The following is a 17,807-nucleotide window of genomic DNA, read 5'->3' as shown; positions in this document are numbered from 1 at the left end:
AATTAGAATTTGCGACCTCTATGGCGCATGTTAGGGTTTTGTAATTGATTCACGTTTACATTTGAAAAACGTTTCATTTGTTCGTTCATCATTTTAATTTGATCTCCGAACATTCCTTTCGAATCATTTTTCTTCGCTTCTTTAATGTAATTTTCTGCGTCACGTTTTTTTCCTTTAGCCATAGCAGCACCTGCTAATGATAAATTGGCCATCGCACGGTCGTGATCAAATGATAAACCATAATTTAAGGCATCTTTCATATATTTTTCAGATCCCGATAAATCATTGTCTTGAGCAGCAATAATTCCTTTCATATAATTGAAATATCCCATTTGTTTAGGAATTAATTGTGTTTCAGGATTTGTGATTCGATTTAACCATTTTTTTGTTTTATCCATTTCTTCTTTACGTAAGAACCAGAAAGCGATTAAAATATTTTCGTTTCTGAAATAGAAGATGACTGGAAAAACAGCTATTAATAACGCAAAAAATCCCCAACCGTATTCACGCTCAGCAAACAAGAAAATTGCTAAAACGACTAATACAGCGGCGATTACTAATTTGATGTATTTATTCATTTTATAAATTATAAATAGGATTTGATTTGTGTTGCAATATCCGACATCTCTTCGGAATCCAATTTTAATTTTGGATTTGCAAAGTTAATATCTTCCATTGAATTTAGCGGTACCAAATGTACATGAACATGTGGTACCTCTAATCCAACTACTGCTACACCTACGCGTAGACAGGGTATTGCTTGTTCTATAGCTTGCGCGACATCATACGCGAAATCCATTAAACCGGAATAGGTTTGTTTGTCGAGATCAAAGATTTTATCAACTTCTTGCTTTGGAATAACTAATACATGGCCTTTAACTAAAGGAAAGGCGTCTAAAATAGCAATGAATTGATCGTTTTCTGCAACTTTATACGATGGAATTTCTCCGTGAATGATTTTTGTAAATACGCTTGCCATAGCAATTGATTTTAAATTTTAGCTCAAAGATATTTCTAAAATCTCAAAATTTAAAGTCATTCCGTTAGGTAATGTGATTTCTGCAATTTCGTTTACAGATTTACCTAATAATCCCTTAGCAATTGGTGTATTCACTGAAATACGAGCTTTTGCTAAATCAGCTTCTGTTTCAGGAACTAGCGTGTAAACCATTTCTTGATTATTCGCTAAGTTTTTGATTTTAACTTTAGACAAGATAGAGATTTTAGAGGCGTCTAATTTAGTTTCATCAATAATACGAGAATTACCAATGCTTTCTTTTAAACGAGCAATACGAGTTTCTAATAAACCTTGAGCTTCTTTTGCTGCATCGTATTCTGCATTCTCAGATAAATCTCCTTTATCACGCGCTTCAGCAATTTGCTGTGAAATTTTTGGACGTTCAAATGTTTCTAATTCGTGTAATTCTGCACGAAGTTTCTCCAATCCTTCTTTTGTTACATATTGTATATTTGCCATAATAAATGTATTAATTATATAGTTTTACGTTATATTCTAAAAAATAAATAATCCTACGCATAACTTAATATGTGCAGGACTATTCTTAGCAAATATAATAATTATTTTAATCGAAATAGAAAATCATGAAGTTTATTAAAACGATTCTAAATAACGTTTTGGTTTTGTTGTTCCCTTTTTTGTTGTTGAATGCATGTAAGACAGATGATGGAACAGTAAGCTGTGTGCCGTTTACAACGGTGAGTCGTACCATTAATTTGAATTTACCCTTATATGTGAATTTAAATAATCCAGGGGGGTGGGCCTATATTGATGGAATTAATTCGGGATCACGTGGATTAATTGTCGTGAATACGGGGGTAGGATTTAAAGCCTATGACCGTAACGCACCTCATATCTGCCCAACCCAAAATTCGACAATTTATGTCAAAGACGATATTAAAATGGTATGTGATGAAGATGGATCGGAATGGATCTTAACGACTGGGCAACCAACAAAGGTAGCAAATCGCGCACCGAGAACTTATCAAGCCATATCAAATGGAAATCAACTAATCATAACCAACTAATATTTTTCGTGTAAAACTTGGAGGTTAATTGGGTAATTCGTACATTGATAACAAGTTAAAGTTTTTAGGGGTTTAAAATTTAACAAGTAGTTCATAAGAAATCGAATAATTGCAAAATATTTAAGAGATTAAATTTATTATGCATGAATAGAAAATATTGATTAACTTTTGGCTCTGAAATTTTTAAAACATTCTAAATTCGTTGGACAAAAGGTTCGAAAACGTTATTTTTGAAAGATTAAAAAATTTCAAACAAAACATAATTAACTATGAGCATTATCTCTCACATTTTCGCAAGACAAATTTTAGATTCACGTGGTAACCCAACAGTAGAAGTTGATGTAGTCACTGAAAATGGAATCTTAGGTAGAGCGGCTGTACCTTCAGGAGCATCTACTGGTGAATATGAAGCTGTCGAATTACGCGATGGAGGTGATTTATATTTAGGAAAAGGAGTATTAAAAGCAGTTGAAAACGTTAATGACGTGATTGCTCCAGAATTAATTGGATATTCTGTTTTCGAACAAAATTTAATCGATCAATTAATGATTGATTTAGATGGAACTGAAAATAAAGCAAAATTAGGAGCAAATGCCATCCTAGGAGTTTCTTTAGCGGTAGCAAAAGCAGCAGCTGAAGAATTAGGATTACCATTATTCCGTTATGTCGGTGGAGTTAACGCCAATACGTTACCTGTTCCGATGATGAATATTGTAAATGGAGGTTCTCACTCAGATGCTCCAATAGCATTCCAAGAATTCATGATTATGCCTGTTGTTGCAGAATCGTTCTCGGATGCTTTACGCAAAGGAACTGAAGTTTTTCATGCATTAAAGAAAATCTTACACGACCGTGGATTATCTACAGCCGTTGGAGATGAAGGTGGGTTTGCGCCAACATTTGATGGGACGGAAGATGCATTAGATACAGTAATGCAAGCCATTGAAAAAGCAGGTTATCAACCAGGTCAAGAAATTATGATTGCTTTGGATTGTGCTTCTTCAGAGTTTTATGTGGATGGAAAGTATGATTACACAAAATTTGAAGGGGAGAAGGGAGCAATTCGTACTTCAGAAGAGCAAGCCGCTTATTTAGCTGAATTATCAGAAAAATACCCCATCATTTCAATCGAAGACGGTATGGACGAAAACGATTGGAACGGATGGAAAATTTTAACGGGTAAAATCGGAGACCGCGTTCAATTAGTGGGGGATGATTTATTGGTTACGAATGTTAAAAAATTAGAACGAGCAATCGACGAAGAAACAGCAAATTCAATCCTTGTAAAATTCAACCAAATTGGTACATTAACAGAAACGATTAAAGCCGTACAAATGGCACAAAATTCTCGTTATACTGCTGTAATGTCTCACCGTTCGGGAGAAACAGAGGATGCAACAATTGCTGACTTAGCCGTAGCTTTAAACACAGGGCAAATCAAAACAGGATCCGCTTCAAGATCTGATCGTATGGCGAAATATAATCAGTTATTACGCATCGAAGAAATCTTAGGCGAAACAGCAATCTATCCTGGTTTGAAAGCATTCAAAGTGAAACGATAGTGTGATTCTGACACTGATTTATATCAGTCCGGAATTAATAAAATATATTGTAAATTACGCGTTAAATAATATAAACTAAAAAATGTCAGACAAGGTAGTATTAAGTTACGATGGAAAGGAGTTGGAGCTTCCGGTTTCAACAGGATCAATGGACGAAAAGTCAATTGATGTTTCTAAGTTAAGAGGTGCAACAGGATTAATCACAATGGACCCAGGATACAAAAACACGGGATCTTGTGAGTCTAAAATCACTTTCTTAGATGGTGAAGAAGGAAAGTTATTGTATAGAGGATATCCAATCGAACAAATTGCAGATAAATCTAATTTTGAAGAAGTAATGTACCTTTTAATCAAAGGTGAATTACCAACTCAAGAACAATTAGATGGTTTTGTGGCTGATATTAGAAAAAATACTGAAGTAGCAGAAGAAATTGTTACAATGTTAAATGCATTCCCACAGGATTCTCACCCTATGGCAATCATTTCATCATTAACTTCAGCTTTATCTGTTTTCAATGCAGATAAAATTAATGTTGTTACAGAAGAAGAAATGTACGATGCAGCAGTTACATTATTAGGACAATTCCCAGTAATTGCAGCTTGGGCTCAACGTAAAATCAAAGGTTTACCTTTAACGAAATCAGATAATACATTATCATACGTAGAAAACTTCTACCAAATGTTATTCAATGATGGTTCTGAAGGGTATAAAGCTAATCCAACAATCGTTGAAGCGTTCGACAAATTATTAATCTTACACGCTGATCACGAACAAAACTGTTCTGCATCAACTGTACGTTTAGTAGGTTCTTCTCACGCAGGTATTTTTGCTTCTATTGCAGCTGGTATCTCTGCATTATGGGGACCATTACACGGAGGTGCAAACCAAGCCGTATTAGAAATGTTAGAAGCGATCCAAAATGATGGTGGAGATGTTGCTAAATTTATTGCTAAAGCAAAAGATAAAGAAGATCCATTCCGTTTAATGGGATTCGGACACCGTGTATACAAAAATTTCGATCCACGTGCTCGTATTATCAAAGTTGCTGCTGACAATGTATTAACAACTTTAGGAATCAACGATCCAATCTTAGATATTGCTAAAGGATTAGAGCAAGCTTGTTTAGAAGACGAATACTTCAAAGCTCGTAAATTATATCCAAACGTAGATTTCTACTCAGGAATTATTTACAAAGCATTAGAAATCCCAACTGAAATGTTCACAGTAATGTTTGCTGTAGGACGTCTACCAGGATGGATTGCTCAATGGATGGAAATGCGTCAAACAAATCAACCAATCGGACGTCCACGTCAGTTATATACTGGTGCTGCGACTCGTGATTATGTTGAAATGTCTGCTAGATAATAACACATTTACATTATATTTAAAAAACTCCAAGTCTTATGACTTGGAGTTTTTTTTGTGTTTGTTCATTTGATATTCCATACTAATTGTTTAATTTTAAGAGAACTAAACGAATCATTATGAAATTTGAGAAGATCCATAACAAAGGACAAGCGCAGCTTTTTGAGAATAAATATTTGGAAATGTTAACCAAAGGACACCCTGCTGTTATTTGGGGGATGTATATCCCAATTTTATCCTATATTTTATATACTGGTTATACTTCTTTTCAATTATCACTTCAATTGATCATAGGTCTATTTTTGGGTGCCATGGTTTTTTGGACCATTTTCGAATATTTTGCCCATCGCTATTTGTTTCATTGGACGACTGAACATCCAAAATTGCAAAAAGTAGTGTATATCTTTCATGGGAATCACCATCATTATCCAAGAGATAAACAACGATTGTTTATGCCTCCTGTTCCAAGTATAATTTTAGCATCCATTATTTTTGGAATTCAATATTTGATTTTAGGACGATATGTGTTTGGTTTTTTTCCTGGATTTATGTTGGGCTATCTTTTATATGCGTCCATGCATTATTTAATTCATGCAGTAGCACCACCATTTAAATTTATGAAACCTTTATGGCGTAATCATCATCTGCACCATTATAAGAATGAAGAACTGGGATTTGGCGTTTCAAATACGTTTTGGGATCGTGTATTTGGTACCATGTTCGATTTAAATAAAGAAAAGGAAGATAAAGAGAAAGTAAAAGAATTAATGTTCGAGAAAAAGAAATAATGATACATCCTTATCATTCCCATAAGGGAATTTAAAATTAGACCTACGACTTTGAGGCTTTTCGTCAAGGAAGATTGGAGAAATTAGGTCTATTGGTTGTAAGTTTTAGTTGTGAAGAAATTAAAAATTATTGAAATCATACGATTGAAAATTTGAAAGCTATACGAAACGAAAGAATTTATTCTTTTGAGTAACTTCCTCCTTTTGAAGATGGATTAGGGGGAATGTTTAAAATAATTTATTTATCTTCATTGATTATAAAATTACACATGAAAAAATACAATTTCTTGATCGCTTTAGGATTAGTAACATCTATTTCGCAAGCGCAATATTCAAAAGAAAAACATACCGAGTATGTTAAAACGTTAGCTTCAGATGAAATGGAAGGACGTGCGTTTGGAACAGAAGGAGGGAAAAAAGCAGCAGATTATATTGCCAATCATTTTAAAGCCAATGGTCTTAAACCATGTGTCGGAAATTCGTATTTAATTCCATTTGAACATAAAGAAAAAACAGGTTACAATGTGTGCGGTATCCAAGAAGGAAAATCGGATGATATTGTAGCGTTTGGAGGTCATTTTGATCATGTAGGTAATCACGGCAAAGGAGAAGATAAGATCTATAATGGCGCGGATGATAATGCTAGTGGAACATCAGTTGTAATGGCATTATCGGATTATTTTAAAAAGAAAAAACCTGCAAAGAGCATCATGTACATGGCGTTTGACGCGGAAGAAATTGGTTTAATAGGTTCAGGCAAATTAGTAGAAAACCCTGAATTTGCGAAATATTTACCAAAAATGGAAGTTATGCATAATCTTGAGATGTTAGGAACTGTTTCAGCTTTCGGGGAAGGGAAAGTGTATATGACAGGAAGTGATCGCTCGGATTTAAAAGACTTGATGAATCAAAATTCATGTAAAACATTTCGCATTTCAGATGATCCTTATTTAAAACAAAATTTATTTATGCGTTCGGATAATGTTCATTTTTATAAAAAAGGAGTGATTTCCCATGCATTATCGACCGTAAATATGGAAACCCAAAAACATTACCACCAACCCAATGATGAATTTGATGTAATTGATATGGATAATTTATCGGCAATAACTAAAGGTATTGGTCGTGCTTCCCACAAAATGATGAAAAAAAACATCAAAGCGAAATATAAATCATAATTGATATTTCAATGGTGGATGAAAATATAAATTAAAACAAATGGTAAAAACATTAAATACGATAAGTATAGGAATTGTCATCGTATTATTAGCCTTATTTATCTCTGAAAAATTTTATCCTATCGAGGGATTCGAATTGCTGTATCAAAAGAAATTTTATCTGGCCATTGCTTATTTAGTGGTTAGAGTATACAGAAATTTTGTGCTGAAGAAAAATTAATAGTTAAGATTTGAATGATTCGAAATAAAAAAGTAGTTATTTAATTACTTTTTATTTTTTTTAACGTACCTTACATAAGAATCTTAGGTATATGATAGATGCACAATTTTATAAAGGTAGTTTACAACCAATATTACTTAAATTATTAAATGATAATGGTAAAATGTATGGTTACGAAATAATACAAAAAATAAAGGCTTTGTCTAATAATGAATTCGAGATAAAAGAAGGTGCATTGTATCCTATTTTACATAAACTAGAAGCTGAAAATTTAGTTGATGTAGAAGCTGTAAAGATCGATGGTCGTATACGAAAGTATTATCGTTTGACTGAATTTGGAGAGAAGGAAACAGTTAATCGTCTAAATTCATTAAAAGATACAATTCAACAAATTCAGAATTTAATTGATCCTAAACTTATTTAAAATGAAAAAATTAACTGAGAAGGAAATTCAAAAATTATTTGATTTCACAAAGAAGCATTATGTGGAATATTATGATTTACAATTAGAATTAGTTGACCATTTGGCATGTGGAATTGAAGAGCAATGGAATATAGATAATAGTATTACTTTTGATGATGCATTAAATATGGAATTCAAAAAGTTTGGGGTTTTTGGTTTTTCTGATATTGTTGATCAACGAAAATTAGAGCTTCAGAAGAAATATAAAAAGGTTATTAATAACGCAATTGTAGATCATCTAAAAAAGAAAGAATATGTTGGATTAATGTTATTATTTTCAATTATTTATTTCTTATTTACACTTTTAGACGCTGAAATTACCTTTATAGTAGCTATCGTTCTTTTCTATAGCATTGGTATTTATCAATTGGTACGATTAAATAATCAATATAAATTAAAAACTAAGGAATTGGGTACAAAGCTAGTATTGGTGGAAACAATATATAAAAATTTTATATCGATTTCTGCTGCTTCAGCATTTTTTAATTTAGGTATACAATCAATATTACATCTAAATGTAAATTTTCTTTATGTAAATATTGGTGTAGCTATAATACTACCTTTCTTATATTTGATACTATATGTTTCGTGTTATTATCTCCCCAAACATTCAGATGAAATATTGAAGGATTTATGTTCAGAATATCAATTAATAATGAAATAATAAAAGCTCCAAATGGAGCTTTTCTTGTGTATATTTTAATCGTTTTTCTGTAATAAGAATTTATAAATTAATCCTCCCACGATAGCACCAGCGATAGGAGCTACCCAGAATAACCAGAGTTGTGGAACAAATTCTCCACCTGCAAAAATAGCTTGCGATGTAGAACGTGCAGGATTAACAGATGTGTTGGTAATTGGAATAGAAATCAAGTGGATTAATGTTAAAGCTAATCCAATGGCAATACCTCCAAATTTCCCATTCGCATATTTATCTGTTGCTCCTAATATTACAATTAAAAAGAAAGCCGTTAAAACAAATTCTGCTAAAAAAGCAGCAGTTACAGAATAGCCGTGTGGTGATAAAGCCCCATAACCGTTGGAAGCGAATGCTCCTGCTTTAGTATTGTCAATCGAAAATTCTGCATTTCCACTAGCAATTAAGTATAATACTCCTGCTGCAGCAATTCCACCTAATACTTGCGAAATGATGTATGGTAACAATTGCTTTGCATCAAATCTCCCTCCAGCGAACAGACCAAAAGATACTGCTGGATTAAAATGTCCACCTGAAATGTGCCCCACAGCATAGGCCATAGTAAGAACAGTTAAACCAAAAGCAAGTGATACCCCAGCGTATCCAATTCCTAGTTCAGGAATGCCAGCCGCGAAAATTGCACTCCCACAACCTCCAAAGACTAACCAAAAAGTACCGAAAAACTCGGCAGCATAATTTTTCATATTTATTTATAATTGTTTAGGTCGTATGAAGTTAAGGATAAAAAAGATGGAATTAATTTTTTGCAAAAAAAAACGCCCCGAAAATTCGGGACGTCAATGTTAAATATGATAGATGAAAAAATTATTCTTCAATGTAAGACTCAACAGGAGCACAAGTACACATTAAATTACGATCACCATATGCATCATCAATACGAGATACTGTAGCGAAGAATTTACGTTCACGCACCCATTCTAATGGGAAAGCTGCTTTTGAACGTGTGTAAGGATATTCCCACTCGTCAGCTGTTAATAAGTGCTGTGGGTGAGGTGCATTATGCAATACGTTATTGTCTACAGGATAGTCTCCGTTAGCGACCTCATCAATTTCTTGACGAATTTGAATTAAAGCATCACAAAAACGATCCAATTCTGCTTTCGATTCAGATTCAGTTGGCTCTACCATTAATGTTCCAGCAACAGGGAAGGAAACTGTAGGCGCGTGGAATCCATAATCGATTAAACGTTTTGCAATATCTGTTACTTCAATACCGACTTTCTTAAATGGACGACAATCTAAAATGAATTCGTGGGCTACTACGTTGTTTGCATTGGTATAAAGAATATCGTAGTGACCTTCTAAACGCGTTTTCATATAGTTGGCATTTAAGATAGCACCTTGAGTAGCTTTAACTAAACCTTCAGCTCCTAACATTAAAATGTAAGAATATGAAATTGGTAAGATAAAGGCAGAACCATAAGGAGCAGCAGCAAAAGTATTTTTCGCTTCTTTTCCTCCTGTTTCGATAATTGGAGATGATCCTAAATAAGGAGCTAAGTGTGATTTCACACAAATTGGTCCAACTCCAGGCCCACCACCACCGTGAGGAATAGCGAAAGTTTTGTGTAAGTTTAAATGGCAAACGTCTGCACCAATATTTCCAGGAGAAGTTAATCCAACCTGTGCATTCATATTCGCACCGTCCATATACACTTGACCACCGTATTCGTGAATCATTTTTGTTACTTCTTCAATGTTACTGTCAAACGCTCCGTAAGTTGAAGGGTAAGTAATCATTAAAGCTGCTAAATGATCTTTGTGTAATTCACATTTCGCTTTTAAATCCTCTAAATCCGTTTCTCCAGATTCTAAGTTTTTAACCACCACGACTTTCATTCCAGCCATTGCAGCAGATGCAGGGTTTGTTCCGTGTGCAGATTGTGGAATTAAAGCCACATTACGGTGTCCTTCACCTTTCGATTCGAAGTACGAACGAATCACCATTAATCCTGCATATTCTCCTTGTGCACCAGAATTTGGTTGTAAAGAAGTCGCATCAAAACCTGTAATTACTGATAAGTAATCTTCTAAGTTTTTGATTAATGTTTGGTAACCTACAACTTGTTCTTTCGGTGTGAAAGGGTGTACATTCCCCATTCTTTCCCAAGACATATGTAATAACTCAGTCGCTGCATTTAATTTCATTGTACAAGAACCTAATGCAATCATCGATTGGTTTAAAGCTAAATCTTTACGCTCTAAACGTTTGATGTAACGCATTAATTCTGTTTCTGTGTGGTATGAATTAAAGTTAGGGTGAGTTAAGAAATCAGAAGTTCGGATTAAGTCAGCTGGTAAGTATGATTCTTCCACCTCAAATTCAAAACCGTCTTCTGTATTTTTAATTGTTGCAAAAACGCTTAAGATTTCGAAAACATCTTCTTCAGAAGTCATTTCATCAATTGTGATCGAAATTTTTCCTTTTTCGAATCCGTTGACATTAATATCTTCCTCTGCAAAAATTTGAACGATTTCGTCCGAATTTTCTACCTCGATTTGAACAGTGTCAAAGAAGTTCGTATTGGTAACTTTGTATCCTAAGTGTACTAATCCACCTTGTAAGATTCCCGCTTTCGCATGAATTTCATTGGCGATGAATGTTAAACCATCTTTCCCGTGGTAAACCGCGTAGAAAGAAGCCATCACAGCTAATAATACTTGTGCAGTACAAATGTTCGATGTTGCTTTTTCACGTTTAATGTGTTGCTCACGCGTTTGTAAAGCCATACGTAATGCGTAGTTTCCTAAACGGTCTTGAGAAACCCCAATGATACGTCCAGGAATAACACGTTTGTAATCTTCTGTACATGACATGAAAGCAGCGTGAGGTCCACCGTATCCCATTGGAACACCAAAACGTTGAGAAGTACCTACCACGATTTCAGCACCCCATTCTCCTGGAGGTGTTAATAAAGTTAACGCTAATAGATCTGTAGCAGTTGCTACTTTTACTCCAACAGCATTCGCTTTCTCAACAAATGATTTATAGTTATTGATTTGTCCACCTTTTCCGATGTACTGAACAATCGCTCCAAAGTAATCTTCGTTTAATTCTGTTGTTTCGTAGTTTCCTACCACTAATTCGATTCCTAATCCATGAGCTTTTGTTTCTAAAACAGCTATGGATTGTGGAAATAAGTTATCAGCAACAAAGAATTTAATGACGTTATTTTTCTTTTGATCTCTTGAACGAGATTCGAATAACATATGCATTGCTTCACCACATGCAGTTCCTTCATCTAATAAAGAAGCATTTGCAATCGGTAAACCTGTTAAATCTGAAATAACCGTTTGGAAGTTTAATAAAGCTTCTAAACGTCCTTGTGCAATTTCTGCTTGGTAAGGCGTATAGGCTGTATACCAACCTGGATTTTCTAAAATATTACGTTGGATAGGTGCTGGTAAAATAGTACCATAGTATCCATATCCTAAGTAGTTCTTAACTTTTTTATTTAAAGATGCTAATTCAGCTAAATGGTTGATGGCCTCATATTCAGAAAGGGCTTCTGGTAAATCCAAATCAGCATTTAATTTAATGTTGTGAGGAAGTGTAGAGTCAACTAAAGCTTCGATAGAGTCTTTCCCGATCACAGCAAGCATCTCATCTACTTGCTTTCCATGATTTCCAATATGACGAATGGAAAAGTCGTTTGTGTTCATTGTTTGCGTTTGTTTTATTTGACCGTAAATTTAAGATTATTTCCGATCAAAATAAAATTTCTTGCATATTCCGAAGGGCCTTTATTTCTCATCATAGGGAAAACAATTGAATCATTGATTGTTCTTGGGATCAAAATGATAAATGTGGTCAAAAAAAATTAGAAACGGAAAAGAAATTATAGGACGTGGGAGGGATTTTGGCAAATTAATTGGTAAGATTCAATCGCTATCTTTATTTTTACAAATAGGAACAAACAACATGGACTTAGACAAAACCAACACAATAGAAACAAAAGAGAAAAGATTTCCATTCCTAAAGAAATTGGAAGCGATGATGGAAGAAGCCAAATTAGAGGATGCTAAAAAATCTAAAATGAAACGTGTTCATAAAAAAGGGACTTCACAAATCGCGAAGAAAATGGGGGAGGAAGCGGTAGAAATGGTAATAGCTTCATCTCAAGAGGATGACCATGCCTTTTTAGAAGAATCTGCTGATGTCCTATTTTATTATTTAATGGCTTTACATGATCGTGGTTTCGAACTCAAAGATGTGTTAGAAATTTTAAAAAAACGTCATAAAAAGTAATAAATTTCTTATCTTCAGTAGATTAATTGAATAACGCTATGCAAAGAGGAGGTTCATCATCATTAAAATTACTTTTAGCGGCAGGGATTGTGATATTTTCATTGGTGAAATATTTTTCAAGCTCTGAAGTGAATGAAGTGACAGGAGAGAAACAATACATTTCATTGACAAAAGATCAAGAAATAGCATTGGGATTAAATTCAGCACCACAAATGGCGCAAGAATTTGGTGGATTATCACAAAATGCACAAGCTCAACAGTTGGTAAAACAAGTGGGTGAAAAGATTGTGAAATCCAGTGATGCAGGCAAAACCCAATATCCTTTTCAATTCTATGTGTTAGCCGATCAACGGACGGTGAATGCCTTTGCATTACCAGGGGGACCAATTTTTATTACGGAAGCACTTTTGGGACGATTAAAATCTGAAGATCAATTGGCGGGTGTGCTTGGACATGAAGTAGGGCATGTGATTGCACGTCATAGTGCCGAACAAATGTCGAAGCAACAATTAACCCAAGGTATAGCCGGTGCTGCTGGGGTAGCAGCTGGAGATATGAATTCGGCCTATTATGCACAAGTAGTAGCGAACATGGTCAATATGAAATATGGTCGTGAAGATGAATTAGAATCGGACGATTTAGGCGTTCGTTTTATGCTACAAGCGGGTTATGATCCTACGGCTTTAATTGGTGTAATGGATATTTTAGAGGAAGCTTCTGGTGGAAGTAATGTGCCCGAATTTCAAAGTACCCACCCTTCTCCAGCCAATCGACGAGCTAAAATTCAAGCAGCCATAGAGAAATATACCAATCTATAAATAACAATAACCGATAAAGCGATTGATTTTCAATCGTTTTTTTTATGAAATATGGTCGATGAGGTCATCCATTTTACGGCTTTAAATATCTTTGAACTTTTATCAATAGACCAACCCTAAATTTATAAATTAGCCAAAAAGAAGTAAAACATGTTTAGTGAATTTTTATTCCGAAAAATCGATAATTCTGCGTTAGTAATTTTTAGAATCCTTTTTGGGTTATTAATTGTTGCCGAATGTTGGGGAGCCATTTTTACCGGTTGGGTAAATGTGAACATGGTGGAACCAAAATTAACCTTTACCTTTATTGGATTTGAGTGGATGAATAATCTCCTTGGTCCACACATGATTTATTATTATGCAGTGATGGGCTTATTAGGCATATTCATCACCTTAGGAAGTTTCTATCGCTTTTCAATGATTGTTTTTGCAATCATGTGGTCCATGACCTATTTCATGCAAAAAACGAGTTATAATAATCATTATTATTTGTTTATGTTGGTTTCATGGATGATGACCGTAATCCCCGCGCATCATTTCTTTTCTGTAGACAGTTTTATTTTTCCTCGTCTAAAACGTTTAACCTGTAAAAATTGGGTTAGAGTGTTGTTTATTGCACAATTGTTTATCGTCTATACATTTGCAGCAATTGCTAAGATTTACCCTGATTGGTTTAACGGAGTTTTTTTAAATGCTCATTTCATACAATATGCCCATATTTTAAGTGGAAAATACCAATTGGATGGATTAGCTCAAATTATTGGAAGTATAGAGTTTTCTCAAGGAATTGCGTGGTTAGGATTTTTGTTCGATTTGTTTATTGTTCCTGCCATGTTAATTGATCAAACTAGAAAATATGCTTTTCGAGCAGCGGTGTTTTTTCATGCCTTCAATTCGATTGTTTTTGGAATTGGAGTATTCCCATTTTTTGCTTTAGCAATGATGATTTTCTTTTATGACCCAGTTAAAATTCAAGAAATTTTCTTCAAAACAAAATCGTTTATGATGGATCGTAACGATGAAGATGGTTTAATTACCACTCGTCGTGTAGCATTTTCATATCTATTAATGTTGTATTTGGTTTGGCAAGTATATTTGCCAATTCGTCATTATATCATTCCAGGAAATGTTTTCTGGACTGAAGAAGGACATCGCTTATCTTGGCGAATGATGTTAAGAAGTCGTTCCAACGATACCAAATTTTATGTTGCATTTCCGGATAAAAATGGAAAATTTAAAACCAAAGAGCAAGTTGACTTGTACCAATACTTAACCTTTAAGCAAGCGGGACGTTTTGGGAGTTCTGCCGATATGATTTGGCAAATGGCCCAATTCATCAAAGAAGATTACAAAAAGAAAGGAATTGATCATGTGATGGTATTTGCAGACAGTAAAGTTTCTGTAAATGGATCAGAATATTATCAATACACCAATCCTAAAGTTGATTTAGCCCAAGTCAATTGGAGTTATTTTGGGCATCAAGGATGGATTAAACCTCAACCTAAGGAATTAAAACTATCCTATTTTCATTAATTTTTCTTAACTTTAAATAAATTTCCTTACCATGAAAAAAATAATCGTAATGCTTTTTGCATTGGTAGCATTTACAGCCTGTGATAATAAAAACATCGCAAAAGATGCTTATAAAGGTTTAGATAAACAAGAAAAAGAAGCAGCACTTTTAGATAGTATCACCTTGGAAGCACGTCGTACATTTGATGATTTTAAATTGGCGCTGCAGATGAAAGATTCTACCATGACTAATTTTATTGTCAAACAAGAATATATTGTTGATGAAAATGGGAGAACAAGACAAGAACATTTATGGATTCGTGATGTGTATCAAGATGGAGAAGTGTTAAAAGGTATTGTTGATAATCAACCTCAAATTACAAAAGAGGTGAAATTAAACGATACCATTGTAATCGATGATCAAAAGATTTCGGATTGGATGTTTTATAAAGTAGAACCAACCGATTCGATTGCACGTGTCATTGGTGGTTATTCCGTGAAATACATGCGTAATCAATTATCCGATGCAGAGAAAGTAGAGTTTGATAAACAATACAAAGCAAAGTTCGATTAATCAATGAACTTTATATAAGATTTAATCCCTTACCCCATGTGTAAGGGATTTTTTGGTATATTAATAATGATATAGAGTTTAATAGATGGATAATTATTTCTTAAAAAATCAACTTTTAATTGCTTTTGTATTGTGTATCTTTTCACTTTATGAAATTTATACTTTTAGAGGAAACAATGAGGCAATAAATAATAAAAATAAGAATGAAATTACTGTACGAGAAAAGAATTGTGGAAGTCATAATGGAGCATCTTCAATTTCCTTTTTGCACAAAGAAAAAGAATACAATACTAAACTTAATGGAGATACGTGTCTAAACTTGGATATTGGCGATAAACACGAAGTATTTTATTCAATTAAAAATGATAAATTTTTAGATAAAGAATCGGTAGAACACAGTAAAAAAGGAGTTATTTTTTCGATAATGTTAGTTATTCTATCTCTGATACCTTATAAAAAGGTTTTTGAAAAAATAGAATATAGGTTAAAATAAAAAATCCTTTCAAGATGACTTGAAAGGATTTTTGTTGTGGTCCCTACTGGATTCGAACCAGTGACCCCCTGCTTGTAAGGCAGGTGCTCTGAACCAACTGAGCTAAGAGACCTTGTTTAGAATTTGATTGAAAAGACTTTCTATTGTCTTTATGTGGTCCCTACTGGATTCGAACCAGTGACCCCCTGCTTGTAAGGCAGGTGCTCTGAACCAACTGAGCTAAGAGACCTTGTTTAGAATTTGATTGAAAAGACTTTCTATTGTCTTTATGTGGTCCCTACTGGATTCGAACCAGTGACCCCCTGCTTGTAAGGCAGGTGCTCTGAACCAACTGAGCTAAGAGACCTTATTTAGAATTTGATTGAAAAGACTTTCTAATGTCTTTATGTGGTCCCTACTGGATTCGAACCAGTGACCCCCTGCTTGTAAGGCAGGTGCTCTGAACCAACTGAGCTAAGAGACCTTGTTTAGAATTTGATTGAAAAGACTTTCTATTGTCTTTATGTGGTCCCTACTGGATTCGAACCAGTGACCCCCTGCTTGTAAGGCAGGTGCTCTGAACCAACTGAGCTAAGAGACCTTGTTTAGAATTTGATTGAAAAGACTTTCTATTGTCTTTATGTGGTCCCTACTGGATTCGAACCAGTGACCCCCTGCTTGTAAGGCAGGTGCTCTGAACCAACTGAGCTAAGAGACCTTCGTAATTGGATTGCAAATATAGGGCTGTTTTTGAATAATCCAAATAGTTGAATCGAAAATTATCAATAAAAATTTATGCTTTTTTCTTAACTAATTTTATTTCAGGGAAATATTTTTTTAATTTTTATCAAGAAATTTTGAGTTTTTTTTCTTCTCTTCAATTTTTACGCCTTTAAACAGATAAATGATTCCCACAAATGAGATGGAAATGGTAATTATGGAGAAAATAAAAGCGGCACTTGTCGCTAATGTTTCATTAAAATTGAAGCGATGGGCAGCATACATAAAGACCACTTCTCGAATTCCAAATCCACTAAACGAAATAATGGATAAAATTCCTGAGACTAGAAAAATCAATAAATAAATGCTGAAATTTTCCGGATGAATATTTAATCCTTCCAGGACAAAATACAACATTCCAACTTGAATTAACTGTAAGACGATCGAATAAATCATCGAGTTAAAAAAGGTCTTTTTATGAAGAGGGAAAATTATCCCAAGGATATAGGGAACTGCAATAAAACCGACTAAAGATGATATTAATGCCCCATACTGAATGATGGGATAATCGGTAAGATTGGATAAATACACCAAAAAGACGATAATTAATACCATGGCAAATAGACCAATGATTTTATCCAAGAATACGGCTTGTGAAATCTTTTTGACCCCATTATCGTAATTCTTATTCAGCATATATACTTTATAAGCATCACCACCTACACCTCCTGGTACAAAGGTATTGTAGAACATCCCTAAGAAATACAAGCGAATATTCGATCGATAAGATAAGTCCAATTGAATATCTCGAAAATAATAATCTAAACGAAAGACGGATAAGGCTTGGGAAATGACATATAAAATCACAGCTAATGCGATATACATCCAATTGGCATTCTTATAATTGTCGAAAATGTCGAAAATATGTAATTTGACAAAGAATACGTAATAAATTAAAATAAAGCTAATCGCTAACTTTAATCCGGTTACAATATATTTTTTTGTTTTAGGATTCAAGGGAATATGAGTTCTAAATTAAGGGACAAATTTAGAGATTCTTCAAGAAATCCTTTAAAAAAATATTTCACGTTTATTAATTGTTTGATATTCCTTAGTTTTGT

General features: G+C 34.0%; 19 protein-coding genes and 6 tRNA genes. 13 read left to right on the top strand and 12 right to left on the bottom strand.

Annotated elements, in window-relative coordinates:
* Positions 1 to 2: 2 nt before the first annotated feature.
* Genes AC1QSP_RS06885 through greA form a run of 3 tightly spaced genes read right to left on the bottom strand, consistent with a single transcriptional unit; the run spans position 3 to position 1,477 of the window.
* A complete protein-coding gene (locus tag AC1QSP_RS06885; protein WP_322969040.1) occupies positions 3 to 578 on the bottom strand; it encodes a hypothetical protein in 576 nt (191 codons plus the stop codon).
* 8 nt (positions 579 to 586) lie between these two features.
* The gene (locus AC1QSP_RS06880; protein WP_484080359.1) at positions 587 to 979 is read right to left on the bottom strand and encodes an HIT family protein; all 393 of its coding nucleotides are present in this window, start codon (positions 977 to 979) and stop codon (positions 587 to 589) included.
* An 18-nt stretch (positions 980 to 997) separates the two neighbouring features.
* Entirely contained in the window at positions 998 to 1,477 is a 480-nt protein-coding gene (gene greA / locus AC1QSP_RS06875) for a transcription elongation factor GreA (RefSeq protein ID WP_484080358.1), read from the bottom strand.
* 125 nt (positions 1,478 to 1,602) lie between these two features.
* Here greA and AC1QSP_RS06870 point away from each other — a divergent pair, with 125 nt between their 5' ends.
* From AC1QSP_RS06870 to AC1QSP_RS06835, 8 genes are all read left to right on the top strand, one after another.
* Complete coding sequence (locus AC1QSP_RS06870; RefSeq protein ID WP_484080357.1) at positions 1,603 to 2,046, top strand: hypothetical protein; 444 nt, start codon at positions 1,603 to 1,605, stop codon at positions 2,044 to 2,046.
* 269 nt (positions 2,047 to 2,315) lie between these two features.
* Complete coding sequence (gene eno / locus AC1QSP_RS06865; protein ID WP_484080356.1) at positions 2,316 to 3,608, top strand: phosphopyruvate hydratase; 1,293 nt, start codon at positions 2,316 to 2,318, stop codon at positions 3,606 to 3,608.
* 82 nt (positions 3,609 to 3,690) lie between these two features.
* Positions 3,691 to 4,974: a citrate synthase gene (locus AC1QSP_RS06860; protein WP_484080355.1), complete on the top strand. Its 1,284-nt coding sequence runs from the start codon at positions 3,691 to 3,693 to the stop codon at positions 4,972 to 4,974.
* 119 nt (positions 4,975 to 5,093) lie between these two features.
* On the top strand, positions 5,094 to 5,762 hold the full coding sequence (locus tag AC1QSP_RS06855) for a sterol desaturase family protein (protein ID WP_484080354.1): 669 nt from the start codon (positions 5,094 to 5,096) through the stop codon (positions 5,760 to 5,762).
* Positions 5,763 to 6,031: 269 nt separating this feature from the next.
* A complete protein-coding gene (locus tag AC1QSP_RS06850; protein WP_484080353.1) occupies positions 6,032 to 6,940 on the top strand; it encodes a M28 family peptidase in 909 nt (302 codons plus the stop codon).
* Positions 6,941 to 6,980: 40 nt separating this feature from the next.
* Complete coding sequence (locus AC1QSP_RS06845) at positions 6,981 to 7,160, top strand: hypothetical protein (RefSeq protein ID WP_322969048.1); 180 nt, start codon at positions 6,981 to 6,983, stop codon at positions 7,158 to 7,160.
* A 91-nt stretch (positions 7,161 to 7,251) separates the two neighbouring features.
* Positions 7,252 to 7,584: a PadR family transcriptional regulator gene (locus AC1QSP_RS06840; protein WP_322969049.1), complete on the top strand. Its 333-nt coding sequence runs from the start codon at positions 7,252 to 7,254 to the stop codon at positions 7,582 to 7,584.
* A 1-nt stretch (position 7,585) separates the two neighbouring features.
* Positions 7,586 to 8,287 carry a hypothetical protein gene (locus tag AC1QSP_RS06835; protein WP_484080352.1) on the top strand — a complete coding sequence of 234 codons (702 nt, stop codon included), beginning with the start codon at positions 7,586 to 7,588 and terminating at the stop codon, positions 8,285 to 8,287.
* 35 nt (positions 8,288 to 8,322) lie between these two features.
* Here AC1QSP_RS06835 and aqpZ read toward each other — a convergent pair whose 3' ends face one another.
* Positions 8,323 to 9,024, bottom strand: coding sequence for an aquaporin Z (gene aqpZ / locus AC1QSP_RS06830; RefSeq protein ID WP_484080351.1), 702 nt, complete (start codon positions 9,022 to 9,024; stop codon positions 8,323 to 8,325).
* Between the two features lie 121 nt (positions 9,025 to 9,145).
* The gene (gene gcvP, locus AC1QSP_RS06825) at positions 9,146 to 12,004 is read right to left on the bottom strand and encodes an aminomethyl-transferring glycine dehydrogenase (RefSeq protein WP_484080350.1); all 2,859 of its coding nucleotides are present in this window, start codon (positions 12,002 to 12,004) and stop codon (positions 9,146 to 9,148) included.
* A gap of 142 nt (positions 12,005 to 12,146) precedes the next feature.
* On the opposite strand from gcvP, the gene hisE reads away from it, so the two are divergent.
* The 5 genes from hisE (at position 12,147) to AC1QSP_RS06800 (ending at position 15,987) form a co-directional block, all read left to right on the top strand.
* Positions 12,147 to 12,590 carry a phosphoribosyl-ATP diphosphatase gene (gene hisE / locus AC1QSP_RS06820; RefSeq protein WP_484080349.1) on the top strand — a complete coding sequence of 148 codons (444 nt, stop codon included), beginning with the start codon at positions 12,147 to 12,149 and terminating at the stop codon, positions 12,588 to 12,590.
* A gap of 38 nt (positions 12,591 to 12,628) precedes the next feature.
* A complete protein-coding gene (locus AC1QSP_RS06815; RefSeq protein WP_484080348.1) occupies positions 12,629 to 13,408 on the top strand; it encodes a M48 family metalloprotease in 780 nt (259 codons plus the stop codon).
* Positions 13,409 to 13,558: 150 nt separating this feature from the next.
* The gene (locus AC1QSP_RS06810) at positions 13,559 to 14,941 is read left to right on the top strand and encodes an HTTM domain-containing protein (protein WP_484080347.1); all 1,383 of its coding nucleotides are present in this window, start codon (positions 13,559 to 13,561) and stop codon (positions 14,939 to 14,941) included.
* A 31-nt stretch (positions 14,942 to 14,972) separates the two neighbouring features.
* Entirely contained in the window at positions 14,973 to 15,494 is a 522-nt protein-coding gene (locus AC1QSP_RS06805) for a DUF2314 domain-containing protein (protein WP_484080346.1), read from the top strand.
* 85 nt (positions 15,495 to 15,579) lie between these two features.
* Positions 15,580 to 15,987 (top strand): hypothetical protein, encoded by a 408-nt coding sequence (locus tag AC1QSP_RS06800; RefSeq protein WP_484080345.1) that lies wholly within the window; start codon positions 15,580 to 15,582, stop codon positions 15,985 to 15,987.
* A 37-nt stretch (positions 15,988 to 16,024) separates the two neighbouring features.
* Here the strand turns inward: AC1QSP_RS06800 and AC1QSP_RS06795 are convergent.
* The 7 genes from AC1QSP_RS06795 to AC1QSP_RS06765 all read right to left on the bottom strand — a co-directional run bounded on the left by AC1QSP_RS06795 (position 16,025) and on the right by AC1QSP_RS06765 (position 17,703).
* Positions 16,025 to 16,099: transfer RNA gene (locus tag AC1QSP_RS06795), tRNA-Val, on the bottom strand.
* A gap of 42 nt (positions 16,100 to 16,141) precedes the next feature.
* Positions 16,142 to 16,216 (bottom strand) — tRNA-Val (locus AC1QSP_RS06790).
* A gap of 42 nt (positions 16,217 to 16,258) precedes the next feature.
* Positions 16,259 to 16,333 (bottom strand) — tRNA-Val (locus AC1QSP_RS06785).
* 42 nt (positions 16,334 to 16,375) lie between these two features.
* Positions 16,376 to 16,450 (bottom strand) — tRNA-Val (locus tag AC1QSP_RS06780).
* A gap of 42 nt (positions 16,451 to 16,492) precedes the next feature.
* A tRNA-Val gene (locus AC1QSP_RS06775) sits at positions 16,493 to 16,567 on the bottom strand.
* A gap of 42 nt (positions 16,568 to 16,609) precedes the next feature.
* Positions 16,610 to 16,684, bottom strand: a tRNA-Val gene (locus AC1QSP_RS06770).
* Positions 16,685 to 16,803: 119 nt separating this feature from the next.
* On the bottom strand, positions 16,804 to 17,703 hold the full coding sequence (locus AC1QSP_RS06765) for a lysylphosphatidylglycerol synthase transmembrane domain-containing protein (RefSeq protein WP_484080344.1): 900 nt from the start codon (positions 17,701 to 17,703) through the stop codon (positions 16,804 to 16,806).
* Between the last annotated feature and the right edge of the window lie 104 nt (positions 17,704 to 17,807).

Source organism: Faecalibacter sp., assembly GCF_057177045.1.
Note: the sequence above shows the minus strand (reverse complement) of the source record. Positions and strands in the feature narration are given on the sequence as shown.

Bases quoted from the DNA above. Each gene is read 5' to 3' on its own strand.
- AC1QSP_RS06885 (WP_322969040.1), bottom strand. From the start codon at position 578: ATGAATAAATACATCAAATTAGTAATCGCCGCTGTATTAGTCGTTTTA.
- AC1QSP_RS06880 (WP_484080359.1), bottom strand. From the start codon at position 979: ATGGCAAGCGTATTTACAAAAATCATTCACGGAGAAATTCCATCGTAT.
- greA (WP_484080358.1), bottom strand. From the start codon at position 1,477: ATGGCAAATATACAATATGTAACAAAAGAAGGATTGGAGAAACTTCGT.
- AC1QSP_RS06870 (WP_484080357.1), top strand. From the start codon at position 1,603: ATGAAGTTTATTAAAACGATTCTAAATAACGTTTTGGTTTTGTTGTTC.
- eno (WP_484080356.1), top strand. From the start codon at position 2,316: ATGAGCATTATCTCTCACATTTTCGCAAGACAAATTTTAGATTCACGT.
- AC1QSP_RS06860 (WP_484080355.1), top strand. From the start codon at position 3,691: ATGTCAGACAAGGTAGTATTAAGTTACGATGGAAAGGAGTTGGAGCTT.
- AC1QSP_RS06855 (WP_484080354.1), top strand. From the start codon at position 5,094: ATGAAATTTGAGAAGATCCATAACAAAGGACAAGCGCAGCTTTTTGAG.
- AC1QSP_RS06850 (WP_484080353.1), top strand. From the start codon at position 6,032: ATGAAAAAATACAATTTCTTGATCGCTTTAGGATTAGTAACATCTATT.
- AC1QSP_RS06845 (WP_322969048.1), top strand. From the start codon at position 6,981: ATGGTAAAAACATTAAATACGATAAGTATAGGAATTGTCATCGTATTA.
- AC1QSP_RS06840 (WP_322969049.1), top strand. From the start codon at position 7,252: ATGATAGATGCACAATTTTATAAAGGTAGTTTACAACCAATATTACTT.
- AC1QSP_RS06835 (WP_484080352.1), top strand. From the start codon at position 7,586: ATGAAAAAATTAACTGAGAAGGAAATTCAAAAATTATTTGATTTCACA.
- aqpZ (WP_484080351.1), bottom strand. From the start codon at position 9,024: ATGAAAAATTATGCTGCCGAGTTTTTCGGTACTTTTTGGTTAGTCTTT.
- gcvP (WP_484080350.1), bottom strand. From the start codon at position 12,004: ATGAACACAAACGACTTTTCCATTCGTCATATTGGAAATCATGGAAAG.
- hisE (WP_484080349.1), top strand. From the start codon at position 12,147: ATGTGGTCAAAAAAAATTAGAAACGGAAAAGAAATTATAGGACGTGGG.
- AC1QSP_RS06815 (WP_484080348.1), top strand. From the start codon at position 12,629: ATGCAAAGAGGAGGTTCATCATCATTAAAATTACTTTTAGCGGCAGGG.
- AC1QSP_RS06810 (WP_484080347.1), top strand. From the start codon at position 13,559: ATGTTTAGTGAATTTTTATTCCGAAAAATCGATAATTCTGCGTTAGTA.
- AC1QSP_RS06805 (WP_484080346.1), top strand. From the start codon at position 14,973: ATGAAAAAAATAATCGTAATGCTTTTTGCATTGGTAGCATTTACAGCC.
- AC1QSP_RS06800 (WP_484080345.1), top strand. From the start codon at position 15,580: ATGGATAATTATTTCTTAAAAAATCAACTTTTAATTGCTTTTGTATTG.